The sequence below is a fragment of the Colwellia sp. MB3u-8 genome (assembly GCF_014076985.1).
Lineage (GTDB): Bacteria > Pseudomonadota > Gammaproteobacteria > Enterobacterales > Alteromonadaceae > Cognaticolwellia.
In genome coordinates, this window is record NZ_JACGVA010000062.1 from 1 (window position 1) to 22,327 (window position 22,327).

The 22,327-nt window shown below is 38.8% G+C and carries 20 protein-coding genes; 5 read left to right on the forward strand and 15 right to left on the reverse strand.

Annotated elements, in window-relative coordinates; translation table 11 throughout:
• Positions 1 to 346: 346 nt before the first annotated feature.
• The gene (gene pssA / locus H4J54_RS09025; protein WP_182190559.1) at positions 347 to 1,198 is read right to left on the reverse strand and encodes a CDP-diacylglycerol--serine O-phosphatidyltransferase; all 852 of its coding nucleotides are present in this window, start codon (positions 1,196 to 1,198) and stop codon (positions 347 to 349) included.
• 237 nt (positions 1,199 to 1,435) lie between these two features.
• Here pssA and H4J54_RS09030 point away from each other — a divergent pair, with 237 nt between their 5' ends.
• Entirely contained in the window at positions 1,436 to 1,879 is a 444-nt protein-coding gene (locus H4J54_RS09030) for a hypothetical protein (protein ID WP_182190560.1), read from the forward strand.
• A gap of 54 nt (positions 1,880 to 1,933) precedes the next feature.
• On the opposite strand, the gene clpB is transcribed toward H4J54_RS09030, so the two are convergent.
• The 3 genes from clpB to rluD form a co-directional block, all read right to left on the reverse strand.
• Positions 1,934 to 4,513 (reverse strand): ATP-dependent chaperone ClpB, encoded by a 2,580-nt coding sequence (clpB, locus tag H4J54_RS09035; protein WP_182190561.1) that lies wholly within the window; start codon positions 4,511 to 4,513, stop codon positions 1,934 to 1,936.
• A 156-nt stretch (positions 4,514 to 4,669) separates the two neighbouring features.
• Positions 4,670 to 5,503, reverse strand: a complete 834-nt coding sequence (gene pgeF / locus H4J54_RS09040) for a peptidoglycan editing factor PgeF (RefSeq protein ID WP_310650152.1) — start codon at positions 5,501 to 5,503, stop codon at positions 4,670 to 4,672.
• On the reverse strand, positions 5,493 to 6,470 hold the full coding sequence (rluD, locus tag H4J54_RS09045; protein WP_182190562.1) for a 23S rRNA pseudouridine(1911/1915/1917) synthase RluD: 978 nt from the start codon (positions 6,468 to 6,470) through the stop codon (positions 5,493 to 5,495). The genes pgeF and rluD overlap by 11 nt, the downstream gene beginning before the upstream one ends.
• Positions 6,471 to 6,628: 158 nt before the next feature.
• Between rluD and H4J54_RS09050 the strand changes: the two genes are divergently transcribed.
• A complete protein-coding gene (locus tag H4J54_RS09050; protein ID WP_182190667.1) occupies positions 6,629 to 7,393 on the forward strand; it encodes an outer membrane protein assembly factor BamD in 765 nt (254 codons plus the stop codon).
• A gap of 168 nt (positions 7,394 to 7,561) precedes the next feature.
• Here the strand turns inward: H4J54_RS09050 and glnB are convergent, their stop codons facing one another.
• The gene (glnB, locus tag H4J54_RS09055) at positions 7,562 to 7,900 is read right to left on the reverse strand and encodes a nitrogen regulatory protein P-II (RefSeq protein WP_182137497.1); all 339 of its coding nucleotides are present in this window, start codon (positions 7,898 to 7,900) and stop codon (positions 7,562 to 7,564) included.
• A 211-nt stretch (positions 7,901 to 8,111) separates the two neighbouring features.
• Here glnB and nadE point away from each other — a divergent pair, with 211 nt between their 5' ends.
• The 3 genes from nadE (at position 8,112) to H4J54_RS09070 (ending at position 10,516) form a co-directional block, all read left to right on the forward strand.
• The gene (nadE, locus tag H4J54_RS09060; RefSeq protein WP_182190563.1) at positions 8,112 to 8,954 is read left to right on the forward strand and encodes an ammonia-dependent NAD(+) synthetase; all 843 of its coding nucleotides are present in this window, start codon (positions 8,112 to 8,114) and stop codon (positions 8,952 to 8,954) included.
• Between the two features lie 78 nt (positions 8,955 to 9,032).
• Positions 9,033 to 9,596, forward strand: a complete 564-nt coding sequence (locus tag H4J54_RS09065; RefSeq protein ID WP_182190564.1) for a GspH/FimT family pseudopilin — start codon at positions 9,033 to 9,035, stop codon at positions 9,594 to 9,596.
• Between the two features lie 326 nt (positions 9,597 to 9,922).
• On the forward strand, positions 9,923 to 10,516 hold the full coding sequence (locus H4J54_RS09070; protein WP_182190565.1) for a GspH/FimT family protein: 594 nt from the start codon (positions 9,923 to 9,925) through the stop codon (positions 10,514 to 10,516).
• 79 nt (positions 10,517 to 10,595) lie between these two features.
• On the opposite strand, the gene H4J54_RS09075 is transcribed toward H4J54_RS09070, so the two are convergent.
• The 10 genes from H4J54_RS09075 to ileS form a co-directional block, all read right to left on the reverse strand.
• Positions 10,596 to 10,919, reverse strand: coding sequence for a TapY2 family type IVa secretion system protein (locus tag H4J54_RS09075; RefSeq protein ID WP_182190566.1), 324 nt, complete (start codon positions 10,917 to 10,919; stop codon positions 10,596 to 10,598).
• 1 nt (position 10,920) lies between these two features.
• Positions 10,921 to 11,328 (reverse strand): type IV pilin protein, encoded by a 408-nt coding sequence (locus tag H4J54_RS09080; RefSeq protein WP_220464303.1) that lies wholly within the window; start codon positions 11,326 to 11,328, stop codon positions 10,921 to 10,923.
• Complete coding sequence (locus H4J54_RS09085) at positions 11,328 to 14,870, reverse strand: pilus assembly protein (RefSeq protein WP_182190567.1); 3,543 nt, start codon at positions 14,868 to 14,870, stop codon at positions 11,328 to 11,330. Before H4J54_RS09085 ends, H4J54_RS09080 begins: the two co-directional genes overlap by 1 nt.
• A 35-nt stretch (positions 14,871 to 14,905) precedes the next feature.
• Complete coding sequence (locus tag H4J54_RS09090; protein ID WP_182190568.1) at positions 14,906 to 15,454, reverse strand: PilX N-terminal domain-containing pilus assembly protein; 549 nt, start codon at positions 15,452 to 15,454, stop codon at positions 14,906 to 14,908.
• Positions 15,448 to 16,431 carry a PilW family protein gene (locus tag H4J54_RS09095; RefSeq protein ID WP_182190569.1) on the reverse strand — a complete coding sequence of 328 codons (984 nt, stop codon included), beginning with the start codon at positions 16,429 to 16,431 and terminating at the stop codon, positions 15,448 to 15,450. Before H4J54_RS09095 ends, H4J54_RS09090 begins: the two co-directional genes overlap by 7 nt.
• Before the next feature lies 1 nt (position 16,432).
• Positions 16,433 to 16,996: a type IV pilus modification protein PilV gene (gene pilV / locus H4J54_RS09100; RefSeq protein ID WP_182190570.1), complete on the reverse strand. Its 564-nt coding sequence runs from the start codon at positions 16,994 to 16,996 to the stop codon at positions 16,433 to 16,435.
• Between the two features lie 375 nt (positions 16,997 to 17,371).
• A complete protein-coding gene (ispH, locus tag H4J54_RS09105; RefSeq protein ID WP_182190571.1) occupies positions 17,372 to 18,301 on the reverse strand; it encodes a 4-hydroxy-3-methylbut-2-enyl diphosphate reductase in 930 nt (309 codons plus the stop codon).
• Between the two features lie 56 nt (positions 18,302 to 18,357).
• Positions 18,358 to 18,789: an FKBP-type peptidyl-prolyl cis-trans isomerase gene (gene fkpB, locus H4J54_RS09110; RefSeq protein WP_182190572.1), complete on the reverse strand. Its 432-nt coding sequence runs from the start codon at positions 18,787 to 18,789 to the stop codon at positions 18,358 to 18,360.
• Between the two features lie 12 nt (positions 18,790 to 18,801).
• Positions 18,802 to 19,314: a signal peptidase II gene (lspA, locus tag H4J54_RS09115; protein WP_182190573.1), complete on the reverse strand. Its 513-nt coding sequence runs from the start codon at positions 19,312 to 19,314 to the stop codon at positions 18,802 to 18,804.
• A 130-nt stretch (positions 19,315 to 19,444) separates the two neighbouring features.
• Positions 19,445 to 22,294, reverse strand: coding sequence for an isoleucine--tRNA ligase (gene ileS, locus H4J54_RS09120; RefSeq protein WP_182190574.1), 2,850 nt, complete (start codon positions 22,292 to 22,294; stop codon positions 19,445 to 19,447).
• Positions 22,295 to 22,327: the final 33 nt, after the last annotated feature.

Sequence of the window (22,327 nt, forward strand, 5' to 3'; positions counted from 1 at the left end):
AGAAGATTCAAACTCACTTTTAAAACGTTAACTTAACTGTTTAGCTCTTATAAAGAGTAGTTAAGCTATTAAAACCGTTCGTTTGGGTTACCCCTTGGAACTGGAGCGCATTCTAGCGATTTCTGGCTTCACGTCAACACCTAATATCAATTAAATTGCGATTAAATGACTGTTTGCCTTTTAATTAAGCAAGACGTTGTTTTTTCGTTCTAACAAGATGAAATAAGCGCTAAATACTGCTGCTTTTATCTTATATATTTCGCTTTTTATACTTAGATTATACTTAGAAGTAATAAAGCGACTGAGTAATAAATGTGTAAGCATGGTTTATATAAGGTGATTAGCTTTATTTTTCAGGCTCTTTTTTTGATTTAGTCTCTTCTTTTGCTACTTTTTCGGCATCCGTCGCTTTATTTTCACTATAACGGTGAAAGTCTGCATCTTGATCGTCACCTACTACATGCTCTAATTTCAATTTCTTTACTGAGCGGATAGTGGTAAATGGTCCTGAACAAGCATAGAAAGCAAATATAATAAGCAGGATATTTTCAGGACTCGATGCAATAACCACAAAGGCGAGCACTATTAATAGTACAACAACAAAATTTACTTTACCTTTCCAGTCAACTTCCTTAAAGCTGTTGTATCTAAAATTACTCACCATTAACAGGCCAAGTATGATGGTAATAATACCAACAAGATAACCATAGTCTTGACCGTTAATTTTATATTCGCTACCAACCCAAATAAGGCTAGCAACAACGCCTGCGGCAGCTGGGCTAGCTAAGCCTTGAAAATAGCGTTTGTCGGCGATGCCAACTTGGGTATTAAAGCGTGAAAGACGCAATGCGGCACAAGCAACATAAACAAAGGCGGCTAACCAACCAAACTTGCCAAAACTTGAAAGCGCCCAATTATATGCCACTATTCCTGGTGCTATGCCAAATGACAACATATCAGCCATGCTGTCATATTCTGCGCCAAACTCACTTTGAGTATTAGTCATTCGTGCAACTCGGCCATCTAACCCATCGAAAATCATCGCAATAAAGATAGCAACCGCAGCACTAATAAAATGCCCATTCATTGATGATATAACGGCATAAAACCCAGAAAATAATCCTGCAGTGGTTAATAGATTGGGTAAAAGATAAATACCACGAGTTTGTAGCGAATCGTCATTATGTTTGTCTGGCATAAGTAAAACCGAAATAGGTTAATATGAATAGAGAACACTAATCTAGCATAAGTTTAATTATTAACGGTAGCTGTAGTACCCATGAATAATTAATAAAACTAGCAAACATTTGTAAACTTGTCTTCCTGTTGTTATAAAACATTATAGTGATTAAATAATAGTCGCCAGTGACTATTGTTTTAACTCATTATGCTAATAATAGGGTAATTAAGTATTAACTTATGGATAGGTATCATTATGCACATTAAAACCTTGTCATTCTGTTTAGTCACATTAGTGTATTTTGATGTCTATGCGGCTGAAAATGTGACAATTTATCGTTGGTTCGACGAACACAATGTTGTTCATTTTAGTCAACATCAGCCAGACCGTGATGACTATATCGAAATTAGTATGTCAAATAATACCAAGTCTTCGGTGATAATTGATGAAGCGAGTAGGGATGAATCTTTCAAATTACAAAATAATACTTTTGCTGATAGTAGTGAGGAAAGTAATTTTAATAATGAGCTTAATAATGAGAAGTGTTTAACTGCTCGCGAAAATATAACAACATTAGCCAATTTTGATAAAGTTCAATATAAAAGTGGGCAAGGTAGTGTAGAAATATTAACGGCATTAGAAAAACAGCAACAGTTAACCATGAATAGAAAACAGGCTGAAGTTTACTGTACTGATTAAGTCAGTAAACATTGTCAGCCTGCATCTAGGGTATATTAGCTTACGATAACGCAATTAAGCTTTAACGATGAAATTCAAGTTATTATCAACAAGCTCGACAAATATATGATCGCCAGCGGAGAATTCGTTAGCCAGTAATTTATGTGCTAAAGGGTTTTCAATTTCTTGCTGGATAGAGCGTTTTAAAGGTCTAGCACCAAAAATTGGATCAAAGCCTGCCGCCGCAACAAAAGATAATGCTGCTTCCGATAATGTCATGGTTATATCGCGTTCTTCTAATCGCTTAGTTAAGGCTGAGATTTGAATACTCGCAATACTCTTAATTTGCTCAGCAAGTAAGGGATGAAACACTACAGTTTCATCGACCCGATTAATAAACTCTGGCTTGAAGTGATTGCTAAGTTCTGCTATTACCCGGGCTTTCATTTGCGGATATTGGCTGTCATCAACATATTCCTGAATAATATCTGAGCCAATGTTTGAGGTCATAATAATAACAGTATTTTTAAAGTCGACCGTACGCCCTTGCCCGTCAGTTAAGCGTCCGTCATCTAATACTTGTAGTAAAATATTAAAAACGTCAGGATGCGCTTTTTCAATTTCATCAAGTAAAATAACAGAATATGGTTTACGTCTCACCGCTTCAGTTAAATAACCACCTTCCTCATAACCGACATAACCTGGAGGCGCTCCCACTAAACGTGCGACAGAATATTTCTCCATAAACTCTGACATATCAACTCGCACCAATGAATCTTCACTATCAAAAAGAAAGTGGGCTAAAGCTTTAGTTAATTCTGTTTTACCTACACCGGTAGGCCCAAGAAATAGGAATGAGCCTATGGGTTGATCTGGGTCTGCTAAACCTGCCCTTGAGCGACGAATAGCATTTGATACTGAAACTACCGCTTCTGATTGCCCAATAACACGTTTGTGCAGGTTATCCTCCATTTGCAATAATTTATCACATTCACCTTCGAGCATTTTTGCGACCGGAATTCCGGTCGCTCGGCTTAACACGTCAGCAATTTCTACGTCAGTCACTTTGTTTCGTAGCAAGGTCATTTCTTGCATTTCTGCTTGGCTAGCAAGATCGAGCTGTTTTTCAAGATCAGGGATGCGACTATATTGTAACTCGGCCATGGTATTAAGATCGCCCACGCGGCGAGCCGCTTCAAGCTCAATACGAGCGTGCTCTAAATCAGTTTTAATCGCTTGTGTACCATGTAGTGCCGCTTTCTCGGTTTTCCAGACTTCATCTAACTCGTCATAACTGACTTGGCAAGTGATGATTTCGTCCGATATTAGGTCCAAACGTTTTTTAGAAGCCGGATCAGAATCTTTTGATAAAGCGCGTTGTTCCAATTTTAGCTGGATTAAACGCCTTTCTAATCGGTCTAAGTTCTCTGGCTTAGAATCCATTTGCATACGAATGCTAGAAGCCGCTTCATCAATAAGATCGATAGCTTTGTCGGGTAATTGACGGTCGCTAACATAGCGATGAGATAAGGTTGCTGCGGCAACAATAGCGGGATCTGTTATTTCAACATTATGATGGAGTTCGTAGCGTTCTTTAAGACCACGTAATATAGCAATGGTATCTTCAACACTGGGTTCATCTACTATAATTTTCTGAAAACGTCGTTCCAATGCGGCATCTTTTTCAATATATTGGCGATATTCATCTAATGTAGTAGCGCCAACACAATGTAGATCACCGCGAGCTAACGCTGGCTTTAACATATTACCAGCGTCCATAGCACCGTCACTTTTACCCGCGCCAACCATAGTGTGTAATTCATCAATAAATAAGATGACTTGCCCTTCTAGCTGACTTAATTCACTGAGTACCGCTTTAAGACGTTCTTCAAATTCTCCACGGTATTTAGCGCCGGCAACGAGTGCGCCCATATCAAGTGACAATACGCGTTTATTTCGGATACCTTCTGGTACTTCATGATCGACAATGCGTTGAGCTAAGCCTTCAACAATCGCGGTTTTACCAACGCCGGGCTGACCAATTAATACCGGGTTATTTTTAGTGCGGCGCTGTAATACCTGAATGGTACGCCTGATTTCATCATCGCGACCAATAACTGGATCTAACTTTCCTTGCTCTGCTAGTTCGGTTAAATCAATGGTGTATTTATCCAATGCTTGACGCACTTCTTCGGCGTTAGCATCATCAACATTTTTACCGCCACGAATATGAACTATCGCGTCTTGTATACGTTGTTCACTCGCCCCTAAGCCTTTAAGGATTTGACCTAACTTACCTTTATCTTGTAAAGCAGCTAGCATAAATATTTCTGAGGAGATAAATTTGTCGCCATGCTTTTGGGCAAATTTATCACAAAGGTTTAAGATATTCCCCATTGCAGACGATAGCTGCACTTCACCGCCGGTGCCAGACACATGTGCTAATTCTTCGAGAGCCACTTCAACTTGCGATCTTAACGTTCGCACATTGATACCGGCACTTTTTAATAAGGGGATAATACTACTGGCGTTTTGATTTAATAACGCAAGCATTAAATGTATTGGCTCGATAAATTGATGATCTTTACCTAATGCGATGGATTGTGCATCAGATATTGCTACTTGAAAAGTCTGGGTAAATTTTTCTAAACGCATTAATGTTCTCCTAGTGCCATGTTACTGGGCTTACAGTTTAGTTACTTATGTTATAAGGACACTAAGGAGGGTTTTCAAGAAAAGAGTTGCTAAAACGTTGACCTAAGTCAAGAGAACACCTTTAAATAATAACCTTATGGTAAGGGATAATTTTTACTAGAGTGAATGTATACATATGACGCTAGCCATACGCCCAGTTTTTCCGTCTCTGCGATAAGAATAATACTGACCACTATGCTTATAAGTACAGTCTGCAACTTTAGTGATGTTTGCAACCCCTAATGCTAAGAGTTGTAACTCGGCGATTAACTGCAAATTAGCCAGAAACTTTACCTCTGTTCTGGCATCATTTAAAAGTGCCACAGGCTCAAAAGCAGATTCGAATTTTTCTGACATTTGACAGAACGCCTGCTTTACCTCTTGGCCAACTTCAAAAGCTTGAGGACTAATACAAGGGCCCATCCATGCGAAAATCTCATCGCCAGCACTATGCATTTTTCTAATGGTTCGTTCAATTATATTTGCTGCTAGTGGTCGCCAACCTGCATGAATGGCCGCAATTTCGCTACCATCTTTGTTTGATAACAAAATAGGCAAACAGTCTGCGGTCATTATGGCTAAAGCGATGTACCGACTATGGGTTATCGCGGCATCAGCGACAATAGGCGTATCTTGATGTTTTTCAACAACAACGACATTATTACCGTGAACTTGCTCTAACCATTGAATTTTTGTCGTGGCTGGCAGGTAATCAAGTAACAAGCTTCTATTACGCGCCACAGTATTCGGACAATCACCCACATGATCGCCTAGATTAAAAGCATCAAACTCTGCTTGAAATTTTTCCGTGTTAGTAATATTTGATAATAAATGCGCTGAATGTTTAGATAATTGATCTTTGCTAGGAATTAAGCGAGTAGTAGCAAAGGCCAACACACGTTCTGTTGGCCATTTAATACATTGTAAATTATTAGGTGAGTTAGTAGTCACTATCAATAAGATGGATTTTGGTATCTTTACGCAACAGATCAGCTAACGCTACCATATCTTCAGGTACATCAGCATGCCAAGTCATTTGCACACCTGTTATCGGATGATATAAAGATAACATTGCCGCGTGTAAGGCTTGGCGCTTAAATTGACGTAACATTTCTCGTAACTCTTCAGAGGCATTTTTTGGAGGACGCGGACGGCCGCCATAAACGGGATCACCCGCCAGTGCATGAGTAATATGAGCCATATGAACACGAATTTGATGGGTTCGACCCGTTTCTAAACGTAAACGTAACCGAGTATGTAACCTGAACTTTTCCATCACACGATAATGCGTTACCGAAGGGCGACCTGAAAAAGTAACCGCCATATGAGTACGTTTTGTAGCGTGACGACCAATAGGCTGATCAACCAAACCACCTGCGGTCATAATACCACTAGCGATAGCTTCGTATTCACGAGTAATTTCACGCGCTTGTAGTGATTCAACTAGGTTAGTTTGAGCAGCAATCGTTTTTGCCACCACCATTAATCCCGTAGTATCTTTATCTAAACGATGAACAATACCAGCACGAGGCACAACATCTAACTGCGGGCAGTGATGTAGTAAGGCATTTAAAACCGTGCCATCAGGGTTACCTGCGCCAGGATGTACGACAAAGCCAGCAGGCTTGTTGATGACTAAAATATCATCGTCTTCGTACACTATGTTTAAAGGTAGATCTTGTGCTTGAAAGCGTACTTCGCTCTCAACTTGCGTATCAATGGCTACTTCTTCACCACCAAACATTTTTTCTCGTGGTCTATCGACAACTAAGCCGTCAACCGTAATATGACCGGCTAAAATCCATTCTTTTAACCGTGAACGTGAATAATCAGGGAACATTACCGCCAAAGTCTGGTCGAAACGTTTACCTAAGCATGATTCGGGAACCGTATCCCGGTGTTGAATTATCTCAGCCATCAAACTCTCTATTAATTAGCACTGTGCAAGGCAGGATTGCTAGGTTAGAATGCTATTGCTTATTTTACCTCTTTGCTAAAGCAATTACATTAAGTAATTATAATTATAGTGAGGAAGATATTTATTTTAACTAAAACAAAGTAGTGATATTGAAGTCTATGGAAAAAGTGACAATAAAAATAATGTGCCTTGCGCTAGTGTTAGCATTAACAGGCTGTTCAGGAACAAGTGAAAGAGATATTAAGAAGGTACCAGATAAGTCAGCTCAAGCATTATTCTCTGATGCTAGAGCATCGCTTGATAATGGCTTATATCAAAAGGCGATCCAAATTTTATCTGCGATAGATTCTCGATTTCCTTATGGGCCAATCTCTCATCAAGTACAATTAGATTTAATTTATGCTTATTACAAAAGCGGTGATGCAGCGCAAGGATTGGCACTTACCGATAGATTTTTACGATTAAACCCAGCGCATTCAAACTTAGACTATGTCTATTATATGCGTGCATTAATCAATGTTGCTACCCAAGAAAATTTATTCCAAAGTTTAGCAGGAATAGACCGTTCAGACCGTGATCCTACGGCGGCGCGCGCTGCATTCAATGATTTAAAAATAGTATTAGAGAAGTATCCTAACAGTAAATATGCTGCAGACTCTCGCAAACGTATGATTGCCATTAAATCACGCCTAGCAAAATATGAGTTATCGGTTGCGCGCTATTACTTAAAGCGTGAAGCCTATGTTTCTTCTGCTAACCGAGGAAAATATATTGTTGAATATTTTTCTCCTAGCCCAGAAACGGAAGAAGCATTAGAAATTATGATTGTCTGTTATGGGAAGTTAGGCCTGAATGATCTACAGATTAATGCCAAACAAGTTTTAGCGGCAAATTATCCTAACAACCCACGAGTTGCTAAGTAACGCTTTAGTTTCTATGAACATAGTCGTTCTTGCGCATTCAGGTGATCACGACATACCCTTCATCGAGCGTATAGGGATTTACTAATGCCTCGAAAGACAGGATGTTTGAGAGAAAGGCCTGAACATAAAATACCAGCTTAGTGCTGGTATTTTTTTAACAGGTTAACGCTAGATAGCTTCTTCGTCTTCTTCTCCCGTACGAATTCGTATCACCCTTTCAACAGCCGTTATAAAAATTTTACCGTCACCAATTTTTCCTGTTTGTGCTGTTTCTAAAATGGTGTTTACACAGCGATCAACATCTTCTGTCTTCACGACTATTTCCAATTTTACTTTTGGCAAAAAATCCACCATATATTCTGCGCCACGATAAAGCTCTGTATGCCCTTTTTGACGTCCAAAGCCTTTAACTTCTGATACTGTCATTCCCGTCACACCGATTTCGCCTAGTGCTTCACGTACATCATCCATTTTAAATGGTTTAATTATCGCTTCTATCTTTTTCATTTTACAGCCTATAGGTTGATTTACGCGTCAGCATTTTACTGATAATTATTATTATCTACATCACAACTGAATATCAAGTAATTGTACACAGAATTAACTTATACCTATAGCGCAAAAATTCTAATTGAAGATAGACTTTGTTACACTAAACCTACCTGCTGGCATAAGTCAGCTTAAAAGTAACATGCCACATACTCCAGAAGGAAATATCATGAGCGCCCAGGCAATAATCAATGAAATGAAAGTATTACCTGAAATTGATGCTGCGTTTGAAATTGAACGTCGAGTTAATTTTATCAAAAAAAAATTAATACAATCGGGGCTTAAATCTCTTGTTTTAGGTATAAGTGGTGGCGTTGATTCCTCTACTTGCGGGCGTTTAGCTCAACTCGCTATTGACGCTTTGAATAACGAAAACGCTGAAAATGAACCGGCATATAAGTTTATTGCTATAAGACTTCCCTTTGATATACAAGCAGATGAAGATGACGCTCAACTTGCGCTTGAGTTTATAAAACCTAATCATAGTCTAACCACTAATATCTTTGCAGGCGCCGAGGGCATACACACTGAAACCATCCGTGCATTACAAGCGGCTGATCTTTTAACGGCCAATGCTGCACAAATAGATTTTTCCAAAGGTAATGTCAAAGCCCGCACTCGCATGGTAATGCAATATCATATTGCTGGCATATTAGGCGCTTTGGTATTAGGCACAGATCACTCAGCAGAAAATATTACCGGCTTTTTTACAAAATGGGGTGACGGGGCTTGCGATTTAGCACCTTTATTTGGCTTATCTAAACGACAAGTTAGGCAACTTGCCAGCAGTTTAGGTGCTCCTGCTCAGTTAATCGAGAAAGTCCCAACCGCTGATTTAGAAGAATTAACACCCAGTAAAAAAGATGAAGATGCATTAGGCATGAGTTACGACCAATTAGATGATTTTTTAGAAGGTAAGAACACAGATAAATTAGTAGAAGAAAAAATAATTTCTATCTATATGAAAACGCAGCATAAGCGCTCAGAAATTCCAACAATATATGAAGGTTAATTAATTTAGTTTGGTAAGTTTCAATATTTTTGACTATACCTAGCACTGAAAAGGTTATTCAACTAAGGAATAGTTGTCATGTCAAAATATAATGGATTTACGATTATCGAAACTATGGTTGGGCTAGCTATAATGCTCAGTTTGCTTTCCATTGGTGTTCCTAGCCTAAATAACTTCATTGTTTACACCCGCGTAGACAATGAAATATCTACCCTGCATCGTCTGATTTTAATTACTCGAAATAGTGCCTTAAGCAATAACACTAGCGTAACTTTATGCCCGTTAAATAGCCAAGGAAAATGTAAAAACTTATGGCACCAAGAGCTGAGTGTATTTACTGACATTAACAATAATAAAGTCTATGAGCCAGCACTGGATGAACAACTTATCGCTCAAAAAGGCGCAATAAAAGCTGGAGATAAACTACAATATGGCAAAACACGTATCGGCTTAACCTATGCTCCAACAGGGCATTTATTAGGCTGGGGACAGAACGCTACATTTAGTTATTGCCCTGAGTACCATGATGATAAAAACCGAGGTATTGTTGTAAGAAATTCAGGTAGAGCCTATGTTAGCGCGGCCAATAAAACTAACGGTAAGAATATCAGGCGTACAGGAGTTAAAATAAAATGTTTTTAATTCACTGTTTTTTTGTCTGCTTTTTTTAATGTTCATTATTATATTATGGAGAGTTTAATATGCATTATTTTAATACCCACTCAGTTGTATTTAATCGTCGTGTATCCCTTATCAAGTTAATAACAGACGGAATTTACAACATAGTAATTAGCTGTTTTCACGCTAAAACAAAAAAATAAAGCACTCGCTTTAACAAGTGGAAGAAAAAAGTTAAGCCCCCTCATATCAAAGCTGTAATTAGTGCCTATGATTTAAACAAAATTTCCTAGCTGAGCTTAAGCAAGAATGTTATAAGTAAAACATTAATTTTCACTAAAGCTGTCCTTGTGTCTAAGTTATATATTAAAAAATCTCAAAATAAAGAATTAATCAAAGGATTTACTATTGTTGAGTTACTTATTGGCATTGCTATTATTGGTATATTAACAGCCATTGCTGGCCCCAGTTTAGGTCAATTTATAGTGCAATCAAGAGTTGACAATGAAATAAGTGAAATTCATCGCTTGGTATTAACAGCAAGAAACAGTGCTATTAATAGTGGTAAAAATGTCACCCTTTGCCCGCTAAACGGTACAAGTTGCAGTAGCAACTGGCACCATGAGTTAAGTGTCTTTATCAATAGTGAAAGTACCTTAGTCAACAATAATACTTATGACAGCGCAAACGAAGAGTTGGTTAAAGTTAAAGGAAAAATTGCTAGCGGTGACACTTTAACATTCAGTCAAAGTCTTATTATTTTTGCGCCAACGGGCCGTTTAGTATCAGAGGGCAATAGCAACTTTAGTTATTGCCCTAAAGGTAATAGTAGTTTATCGCGTGGCGTAGAAATATCTCTATCAGGTCGGGTATACACGACTGCTGATACAAACGATGACGGTAAAGATGAAAATAGAAATGGTACTGAAGTTTCTTGTAGTTAATATATGCCCAAAAACTACGGGGCACAGTTATAAAATAAAATCACTTTCACTGAGCAAAATTATTTAGGCGAACAGGCTATTAACGAGGTTGTTCGTCAAATAGCTGATTCGCTTTGACAGAGTTAAACTTAGCCTTTAACAACACACACTCAAATGCCCGATACACTTGCTGCCTCTCTTTAGAAAAAGGTGTTGTGACTTTGCGATTAGCTAGGATATCAACAAGTTTATTGACTTGACTTTCTTTCACGTTAGCAAAGTAAATCAACTGCTTACCACCAACCAATTCGATATGGCATTTAACATCAACCTTGTACTTTTTTATAACTATATTAGCTGCAGCTACATTGAAATTGACATTAGTCAATAGTAGTAAAGTAACCACAAATATTATATTTTTCATTTTATTGCTCCCAACAGACATCGGCCGGTAATTTTTTTCCGGTGTTGTTAACAGATAACACCTGACAGTTGCTGTCATTTGATTTTTGCGGTTCAAGTGCTGTTGCCATTAACACAAAACCTCCGTTTACAAGTGTTGCATCAATACTATAGTAAGAATTTTCAGTAATAAAGGGGTCATTATCTAGTCCTAACACTGTCATATCAGCGGTGTACGCTCTTGTATCAACATAAAACTGCTCTTGCATATTTGCTATTCTTAATAATTCTCGCTGAGCTTCTGTGCGGTTTGAGCGCGCAACGAAGTCAGTATATGATGGAAGCGCTACTGCCACTAGAATCGAAACGATAGCAACCGCTATTAACAACTCGACTAATGTAAAGCCATTAAGTACTTTAATTTTTGACATTATGCCCCCTCTTTAATGTACAAATAAGTTCGTATTGTCTGCAGTTTAAAAGGTGTCATGACTAACTCTCTGCCAACAATGATATTGCCAATCGTATCGCCGTTAGCGTCAGGTACTACAATTAACGTTGGCGCACCTAAAAACTGCTCACCTATTTTTACACTTCTGACGGCGTCGTCAGGTGGTCCATCGTCAGGTGGCACGTCATCATTTTTCTTCCAATTATAAACCGCAGTACCTAATGCAAGGTCGACCGCATATAATAATCCGGTACCATTAGGTTGTTCACAGTAGACAAAGTTAGGATCTAAATTAGGCGGAATAAAGGTCGTAAAAAAAACGATACCATTGATAACAATAGCTTCAGCAGTAATTTTTTCACCTGAGCCTTCAAGGTTTATAAACCAACCCGATTTTTTGCTAACATCTCTTGCTAATTCATTGCGGCTTTCAAGTGTTAACGTTTTATTAAAAGGGTTATCGGTATAATTATATAAATCACTTTTCAACAGTGCCGCTGGGGCTTTTGGCTCTACTATATTATAAAAAGACTTAGTTTTAATATGTTGATCTTTAATCATAAAAAATGTGTCATCAGTATCGGTACCTAATGGATTTGATCTGTCACCACTACCAATAAGTACCGCGTCATAAGGTTTTTCTTGATGATGAAAAATAGTCGTTGTTTGACCATTTTGATCTGTGACTTTTGTTTCAATTGTTTCACTGATAAAGGTACGAACAATAGATGGTTCATTAAAAAAGCGTAAATCATCAGTGCTGTTGGTTACTCCACCTAACTCTGCTAACTTAAAGACCGACCATGGATCCTCACTGTCAGCGGGATCCGCGCTAGGCATATCAACACGCCAAACATTGCCTCCCGTGTCACCCGTGTATAATCGATCAGTTAAACCATCGCCATCACTGTCTAATATGGCAATACTTGATGGAATACTGTCTGTTCCAGCAAATACCGTATCACCACCAGCAGGAGCCATACTCCATTTTAATACGCCAGTTTTAGCATCGATCATATAAACAGCGTTGCCCTTACTATCAGTATCAGTAGTTATTGGCGTATTTGAATCGTTTACCACATCATAACCACCACCAAAAAACAATACTGGCGCCGCAACCGCACTATTACCAGAGCCTGAAATATTTAGCTTAGAATAACCCAGTTTTGGTTGAGACCATGATTGCCCTAACCGGCCAAATCCTGTGGTCAAACTATCAATATGCCAGAGTTTACTTGGGGAACTTGGGGTACTAATATCTAGTGCGTAATATGAGGTTCCTCCGCGTCGCAAGCCAAAAAATATCCATACTTTATCGGTACCATTTATGACACCGTCACCATTATTATCCTCTATGTATGACGTTATATTGCCATCGACACCATAAACTTTATCTGCTGTTGAATAGTTTTCTCTTAATGGCTTAATATTTTTAAAAAACTCTTTCGGCATAAAGGCCCAGCTTTCATCTACGCTATCACCTTTATCCTCAAACATATGAAGTGCACCTGCATTAGTGCCAATAAGAATTCGAATGCTATCGCCATAATTAACCACTAATGGCTTAGAGTGTAATGGATCACCAAAAACATCTGGCCGCATGATGGGTATAGAGTCATCAGCTAATTTAATATTATCGACATTCTCTCCCTTTGCCCAACGTAAATAAGTGCCAACCTCATTCTCATTAACATCTAGTGCCGTTGCCAGTTCAGCGCTGCCACCAAATGATGTTTCAGCTGAAGTCTGTGTTAACAAAGCTAAAGCGTCACCGCTGCCAATATCACTATAAATTATCCGGTTTGTTTTATTACGTAACATTTCAGCTACGCCACCTTTTGTTACAGCAGCACCATCTTTAGCGTTATCTGCTGACCAAAAGCTTGTAACGTCCTGAGAAAATTGACCGCTATTAAGATCCAGTGCTGGATTGCCATGTTTACCTACTTGATTGCTACTCACTACTTTATATTTTTTAAGGTTACCTTGCCAACGTGGTCCATTATCTGGTTGAAACATAGAATAATATACTGAATTCAGTGTTTCTGTTCGGTCAAAGTTATTGGCTGCAACTGAAGCAGACGTTAAGCTATCATTACTTGGCTCTAAACTTTCTAGTGCATTTAATAAAGCGGCGGTCAACTGCACGCTATCTTCTGCGCGATAATAGGTGCCGCCGCCCAATTTTGCGCTTTCTTTTAATAGTGGTGCTGCATCATCTGCCCCTTCACTAAAGCCAATGGTAAAGGTTTCAACCGTCTGTTTACCTTCTAAAGTGGTATTTATATCATTTTCATACATCCATTGTGCAACTGCGGGTAAATAGTTACCCCCGAATTTTGAACCACTAAATTTAATGGTCTTGCCATCTTCAACAGTCGACAGTTCAGATATTTTACTATCGGCACCATTATCGTATGTCGGTTCACCATCAGTAATTAAAATAACAAAAGCATTACTACTACAGTCGCTAAACGGACTTAAATAGTTGCCACTACTTTCGATTTTTGGATCTCTGGGTGGCGTATTGCCGATATACGACTCGCCGTTTCGACTTTCATCATCGTCACCAAAATCTACACTTTTACCGGCAAAATATTGCTGAGCTTCATATAGGGTTTCACAAAGTGGTGTCCAAGTTTTTGGCGTTAGATCATCAACAATTTGTAAAAAATCTTTTTCGCTGTCATCGGTCATCTCTTGAATACCAAACACAACTCGACCACCATTAGGATCATCAGAGCTGTCACCATCGTCGTAATTGAAAACTTGTAATCCAAAATCAATCGATGGTGCAGATTTTACCACTTTAGTAATACTGTCTTTTGCAATGTCCATGCGACTTTTTAAGGTTTGGGCGACGTCTTCACCATGGTGCCACCTTAAATAATTATCAGTATAAAGTGTCACTAACTTACCCGACCACTGAACATTAGATTTTGTAAGATCTGGGCTATGGTAAACAGGATTTTGTTTATCACCGGCATAATTAATGGGGTAACCTTGCGCCAAAGACTCTATATTGGTTGGGTCAGACTCTAAAACATCATCTTCACAGTCAATAATTTCAACGTTAGCACCGTTATTATCCGGAATCTCATTCCAACTACCGGTATTGCCTTTAATATCATATTCTCGAACATGGCCGGTATAAAAACCTGTTTCGGCAAGTAGCTTTCGCGCTGTCTCACAACTGTTAATGGCATCTAAAAAACGACGTGTATCATTGTTACTGTCTGGCACAGGCAGGCCTGTGCCATCAGAGCCCCCTTTGCTGAAATAGATAAAACGCTCGTTTAATGAGTTATCGCTTCCTGCAGCTGGAGGGTAGGTGGTATTGGGGTTATAATCCTCATTAACAAAGTGTTGGGTAGCCATACTGCCCGAGTTATCAAATATAATCAGTACTTGATTTTTCTTGCCGGCGAGTTTAACCGCTTCACTGACATATAACTCAATATCCTCACTAAAAGATGTTGCAGAGATCAGTAGCAACAGGCTTAACGCTAACAACTTTTTCATTTTATACTCCTGTATTTAACTGAAATTCCACACCATTATCGTAAAAGTTGTTGAACAACCCCGGTATTGACTTCAACTTCATTGGTATTTTTTCGTCCATATTTTCGCACCACTTGCACGCGTAAGACATTGCAAGTAAATAGTTGCACTGAAGAAGCAGATTTGGAGTGGGGACAACCAGCTTCTAGCTCAAGATCATTGTTGGCAACATCAAGACTTGCGGTGGTATCACTATCAGTATTGGTAATATTTAAACTATCTGTAACATTACCAAAGCTCTCGTTTTGAAATCGTACGATAGCAGAAGCAAATTTATTATTTCCTGAGTCAGCATTAATTTGCCTAAACATCACCTCATCGCTAGCACTTATCGCTTCTTGTGTGGCAACCACTTTTTCTTCACTAGCACCTGACATTTTCATATCTGACGTGGAATTTTGCATCAAGGCACCAGCAACAGCGGTTAAGGCAACAAGAAATACCAAAGCTACAATCAATACCACACCTTTTTGGCGATTAAATGATTGTCTATTAGCTATCAAATTGTGAAGGTAATTTTTTTTCTTTACTTTTTGCTTTACCATGAGTCGACTCCAGCATTGTATAAAGTTACCGTAGCGTTAAATAATAATCGACGATAATTGTCATTAAACGTAACAGGAAAATCACCTAAATTATAAGTATTAGTATTAGTATATTTGTTATCAGGAAGAATGCTACGCGCTAGTACATAAATACGTATCGCTAAAATTCTATTATTATTGCCGTTATCCCATTGGGTTGAAGTCATATTATCTGCCGGCAGAGCAATACGATCATCTGCCGATAGAAAGGTATCAACAATGCCATATCCGGCACTACCTGGAGCGTCAGTGTCAATACCATACATAAAGCGGATCATTTCAATGCCATCAATGATAGGGTCGAAAGCCATATTGGTTGTTAAGCGCCCTTGCATTAAACTGGGCACAGTATTATTGCCTTGGGCTTCTTCCCTAATATAATAAATATGATGCTGATACTCCCAAACTTGGCTATTTGAGACAGTTGGTATATTGGTACCAGTAAATATTTCTGCTTCACTTATGTTTGAAATAATATAGTAATTATTGCTAGTGCTTGCTGTCAGAGGTTGAGAAATAGCCCGTTTTATTTGGATAATATCAGACGTTATTTTTGCATCATCAATACACCCCATTAGGGAACTATTTGTTACTGTTTTACCCCAAAGCGTTCTAAAATGCCCAACAGCATTTGGAAAAGTGCCATTATTTAAACCTTCGCCTATACATTCGTTACCTGGAGCGGCACTTGGTGATGCAGTTAACATTGATCGGTCCAACGTGCCACTGTAATCACCCCAAAAGTTTTGTCTGAGTAAATCATCACTAAGAACACTTAAAGCAAAACGGCCATTTTCTTGTAACTCTCCATAAGTTGCTGTTTCTTGTATCGTAGTTTTCATGCCAACAAAAACACTGAGTATGCCAGCAAAAAGTGCTAAGCCAACGGCCAAGGAGATAAATATTTCTATTAAGGTATAACCACGTTGACTATTCATATTAATTTATAAATGCCTTAACAATAACTTGCCGTCTTTTAGCGCCAGCTGTACCACAATTGTCTTTTTGTGCGTCAGCTATTTCGGTGCGCCCTTCCCAGTTAACCACTACAGTTACGGCATTCAATACCTGACTTATACATCCCCTAACACCGGTTAAGCCCGCTTGATTATTACCGTCATTAACAACATCAGCCCCCATAAGGGACATTTCCCATTCATATTGATCATTAATAACCATTTCAGCTGGTGTACACAGGCTATCAAGCTTATAACAACGATTGGCCGGTAATGAATTAAGTGTTTCGCCATAATCGGTAGCAGCATATTCAGCTAATGTGGTGGCATTATTACTGCGCATGCGCTCGACTATGTCTTGCGCTAACGCAGATGCAACAGAGCGTTGCATCGCATCAAAGCTGCCTTTTTTAGCCGAAGCTTGCATGGCTACCGCACCTAAAATACCTGTCACTAAAATAAAAACAGCCACTAACACTTCAATAAATGTCAGGCCTTTATTTAAAGAAGGTTTTTGATATGAGGAATAGGAAAATGAGTTACTCAATATTTAATCTCCCTTTAAATAAGAATAAGCAAACTACAGATTTTGTTACTATAGCTGAAAAAAGTGAAAATTTTAATCTATTGAAATAGATGATTTTATACGAAGAAATACGCAGGTAGAGATCTGGGAAATCACTACTAATTAGACCATTATATGTGTTAAAAATCACATTGGTGAGCTGCATTAATCTATGCCTTAAATTATTATTACGAGTATTTTTCCTTGCTTTTAAATACTACACTACTCGTAAATGCAAATTTAGTATCATAAATAATCATTGAAATTAAAAATCAACTGAAAAATCAGCAGAAAAAGTAAGTGAAAATTAATTTAAAACTATCTACACATTACCACTGTAAATACTATGTTTTAAGATTAGCGCAATTCTATCGGTACCGCAAATACAGTATTCTCCGCCCTGCCTGGGTATTCAATAACCTCTTTACCACCAAGAGATTTAAGCGCCTCTATAACTTGCTTAACCAAAATTGCTGGCGCTGAAGCTCCTGCTGTAACCCCGACTTTTTCAATACCGTCTAACCATGAAACATCAATGTCAGCTGCTGTATCAATCAAATACGATCTGGTGCCTATTTTTTCTGCTAACTCCCGTAAACGGTTAGAATTAGAGCTATTTTTAGCACCAACCACTAGCATTAGTTGCACGTGTTCTGCAATAGAACGCACCGCGTCTTGACGATTTTGTGTCGCATAACAAATGTCATCTTTACGCGGCCCTTGAATCAAAGGAAACTTATTTCTTAGGGCATCGATGACATCACTAGTATCATCAACTGATAATGTTGTTTGGCTGCAATAATAAAGTTTTTCTGGATTTTTTATTTCAAGTGTTGCCACATCTTTAGTAGATTCAACTAAATAAATACCACCTTGAGTGCTTTCATATTGCCCCATAGTGCCTTCAACTTCTGGGTGACCCGCATGCCCGATAAGAATACATTCAATATTTTTTCGACTCGTGCGTGATACTTCCATGTGGACTTTAGTGACCAAAGGACAAGTAGCATCGAAGACTTTTAAGCCACGATTTTTCGCTTCGTTGCGCACGGCTTTTGACACACCATGAGCGCTAAATATTACCGTACTGTCGTCAGGCACTTCGTTGAGCTCATCAACAAATACCGCACCACGTTTTTTTAAGCCATTAACCACAAACTTGTTATGCACCACTTCATGACGCACATAAATAGGCGCTTCAAATAAATCAAGCGCTCTATCAACGATACTGATCGCCCGATCAACACCGGCACAAAAACCTCGAGGGTTAGCTAAAATAATTTCCATAACATTCTCATTATTGCTGAACTGACTGAACTGATTAACTGATCAACTTAGGTAACTTAGGTAACTTCAACAACGTCGATAACAAAAGTAACGTCTTGTCCAGCTAGCGGATGATTGAAATCAATAGTGACTGAACTGCCTGACACATCTTTTATCATGCCAGGTAACTCACCGCCTGGTTGACTAAAAGTAATAATATTACCTACTTTTGCTGGTGCGTCTTCATTAAACTTACTGATATCCATGTAATGAATATTTTCAGGTAAAGGCTCACCAAATGCGTCAATAGCGGCTAAGGTAAACTCTTTACTCTCACCAGCTGACATACCCGTAAGTTGCGCCTCAAACGCCGGTGAAATACTGGTATCACCCATAATAATTTTTGCTGGCTTTTTGTTAACCTTAGTACTATCTGCTGCAGAGCCGTCAGATAGCTTCATAGTAATGTGTGCAATAATTTTTGAAGAAGCTGTTACTAAATTTGTCATATAAATATCTCTCTAAGTCTTAATATTTTGTGTTTTTTTACTCGACTCACCATTTTTAAATGAATCGAAAATCATCAGTGCAGCACCGATAAAGATCATTGAATCGGCAATATTAAAGGCAGGGAAATGATAGCCGAAGCCATAAAAGTCGAGAAAGTCGATAACATAACCAAATAGCACGCGATCAATAAGATTGCCCACTGCACCACTTAACATTAACGCAAATGCCGCTGATAGTAGTGCTTGTTGTTTAGGCGTTTTTGCTAACCAAACAATAAAAACAATACTGGCAATGGCAGCAATCGCAGTGAAAAACCAACGTTGCCAACCACCTTGGTCGGCAAGGAAGCTAAATGCCGCGCCAAGGTTATGGACATAAGTTAGGTTGAAAAAAGGCAAAATATCGATTGATTGATACAAGTCCATATTACTGACGATTAATTGTTTTGTCACTTGATCGGCCACTAAAAAAACCAAGGTTAACCATAACCAACGTAACCCTGTTTCGGTAAATAACTTTTTCATAGCACAATAAACTCTCTTATATTGCTCGCGTTTAAAGCGCGATACTTCACTCTATTAATAACGAGAAAACGTGCAGACTTTAAACAAGTACTACACGTTTTAATTTCAATATCATTCGCCTATTTTGTACTTAAGCGAATTGACGAACTTCACCGTCACCTTCTACATTAGTAATACAACGTCCACAAAGCTCTGGGTGCTTTTCATCTTGACCAATATCTTCTGTGACATGCCAACAGCGATCACATTTAACACCTTGTGCTGGAGCAACGGTTAACCATAAACCCTCAACTTCAGTGGCTAAAGTATTTGCTGGTGCACTTTCAACAATTTCAACCATGGCTTTAGAGGTAATTAAGACAAAACGCAGTTCTTCCCCTAATTGCTGTAATTTTTCTGCCAGTTCACTGGTGGCATATAATGTAACCGCGGCTTCAAGCGCTTTACCCACTTGCTTTTCTTTACGGGCATTTTCTAGCGCTTTATTGACTTCTGTGCGCACTAATAAAAGCTCGTTCCAGTAATCATTATTTAACACACTGGCCGTTGAAGTTTTTGGTAAACCATCAAACCAAACACCAGTAAAAACGAACTCTTCACGAGTCTCACCTGATGGTGTTGGCAGCGCTTGCCAAATTTCTTGTGCCGTAAAAGATAAAATGGGTGCCATCCAACGTGTCATCGCTTCAGCAATTAAATACATCGCTGTTTGACATGAACGACGAGCTACACTGTCTTCTTTGGCAGTATATTGGCGGTCTTTAATAATATCTAAGTAAAAGCCACCCAACTCTGTTGTGCAGAAGTTCATTAACTTGTGCACGACCAAATGAAATTCATACTCGTCATAAGCAGCAATAATATCTGCTTGTAACTGCGCAGCTTTATCTACCGCCCAACGATCAAGTGCCACCATATCATCAAAAGCAATTAAATCTGTTTTGGGGTCAAAGCCATTTAAGTTTGATAATAAAAAGCGCGAGGTATTTCGAATACGGCGATAAGCATCAGCTTGGCGTTTAAATATTTCATCGCCTGCAGTGATCTCTTGAGTGTAATTTACCGACGCTGTCCATAAGCGTAAAATGTCTGCACCTAGTGTATTGGTGATTTCTTTTGGCGTGATAACATTGCCTAAAGATTTAGACATTTTATGACCTTTAGCATCAACCACGAAGCCATGAGTAAGCACTTGCTTATAAGGTGCTTTGCCGTTCATAGCGACTGAAGAAATCATTGAAGACATAAACCAACCACGATGTTGATCCGAACCTTCTAAGTACAAGTCAGCAATGCCGTCAAATTCCTCACGGGCATTAATAACAGAGTAGTGGGTTGTACCAGAGTCAAACCAAACATCTAGAGTGTCAGGTACTTTAACGTATACTTGAGCATCATCACCAATAAGCGCTGATGGCTCTAAATCAAACCATGCTTGAATGCCTTTCTCTTCAACAAGTTTTGCTACGCTTTCAATTAATTCAATCGTGCGAGGATGCAAAGCACCCGTATCTTGATGAATAAATAATGCCATTGGCACGCCCCACGTGCGTTGACGTGATATACACCAATCAGGACGACCTTCAACCATAGATTCAATACGACGTTGGCCCCAATCAGGAATCCAGCGTGTTTTTTCAATTTCTTTTAATGAGTCTTGACGTAAACCTTTCTTGTCCATGCTAATAAACCACTGTGGCGTAGCACGAAAAATCAATGGTGTTTTATGACGCCAACAATGGGGGTAAGAATGATCTATCGCATGATAATGCACTAATGTGCCATGCTCTCTTAGGGTTTCAACAACATTAGCATTGGCTTTAAAAACATGCTGACCTGCAAAAAGTGGTGTATCTTCTAAATAAACACCGTTGGCACCGACAGGATTTGCCACTTCTAAATTATATAACTTACCAACAACAAAATCTTCTACACCATGACCTGGCGCTGTATGAACACAACCCGTACCTGAATCGGTCGTCACGTGTTCACCTAAAATAAATGGCACGGTGAAATCATAAAATGGGTGTTTAAGTTCAACCAGGTCTAAATCGCTGCCCTGACAAAAACCTAATACTTGGTATTTATCAATACCAAAACGCTCCATACACGAAGTCACTAAATCAGAGGCTAAGATAAAGCGTTCTTTTCCTTGCGCTGTTTCACACTGTACTAAGCTATATTCTACCTCAGCATTGACAGCAACCGCACGGTTAGCTGGTAATGTCCAAGGTGTAGTGGTCCAGATCACCACTGAAACTGAACCTTCACCTACATGCGCTTCAGGATGATCTTCTGGCTGAATAAACTTATCAGCAATGCTTTGATCAACAAGCGTAAATTTCACATCAATAGCGGGTGATTGCTTATCTTGATATTCTACTTCAGCTTCCGCTAAAGATGACCCACAATCTGTGCACCAATGCACAGGTTTAAAGCCTTGGTGTAAATGACCATTTTCAGCAATTTTACCCAATGAGCGAATAATATTAGCTTCGGTATCAAAATCCATCGTACGATAAGGCTTATCCCAATCAGCAAAAACGCCTAAACGTTTGAAGTCTTCACGTTGGGCATTAATTTGCTTGCCGGCATATTCACGACACTTTTCACGAAAAACACTAGCAGAAACTTTATGGCCTGGTTTGCCAATCTTTTTCTCTACCATTAGTTCAATCGGTAAACCATGACAATCCCAACCCGGCACGTATGGCGCATTGAAGTCTGATAAGGTTTTTGATTTAACAATAATGTCTTTCAAAATTTTATTAACAGAGTGACCTAGATGAATATCACCATTGGCATACGGAGGACCGTCATGCAAAATAAATGATTTCTTGCCTTTTTTAGCAGCACGAATTTGACCGTATAAATCTTTCTCTGCCCATTCTTTTAGCATATTCGGTTCACGATTTGCCATATTGCCTTTCATAGCAAAAGAAGTTGCGGGCAAATTTAGGGTTTGCTTATAATCACTCATTAAAATAAATATCCGTTGTCGTAGTCACTAGGC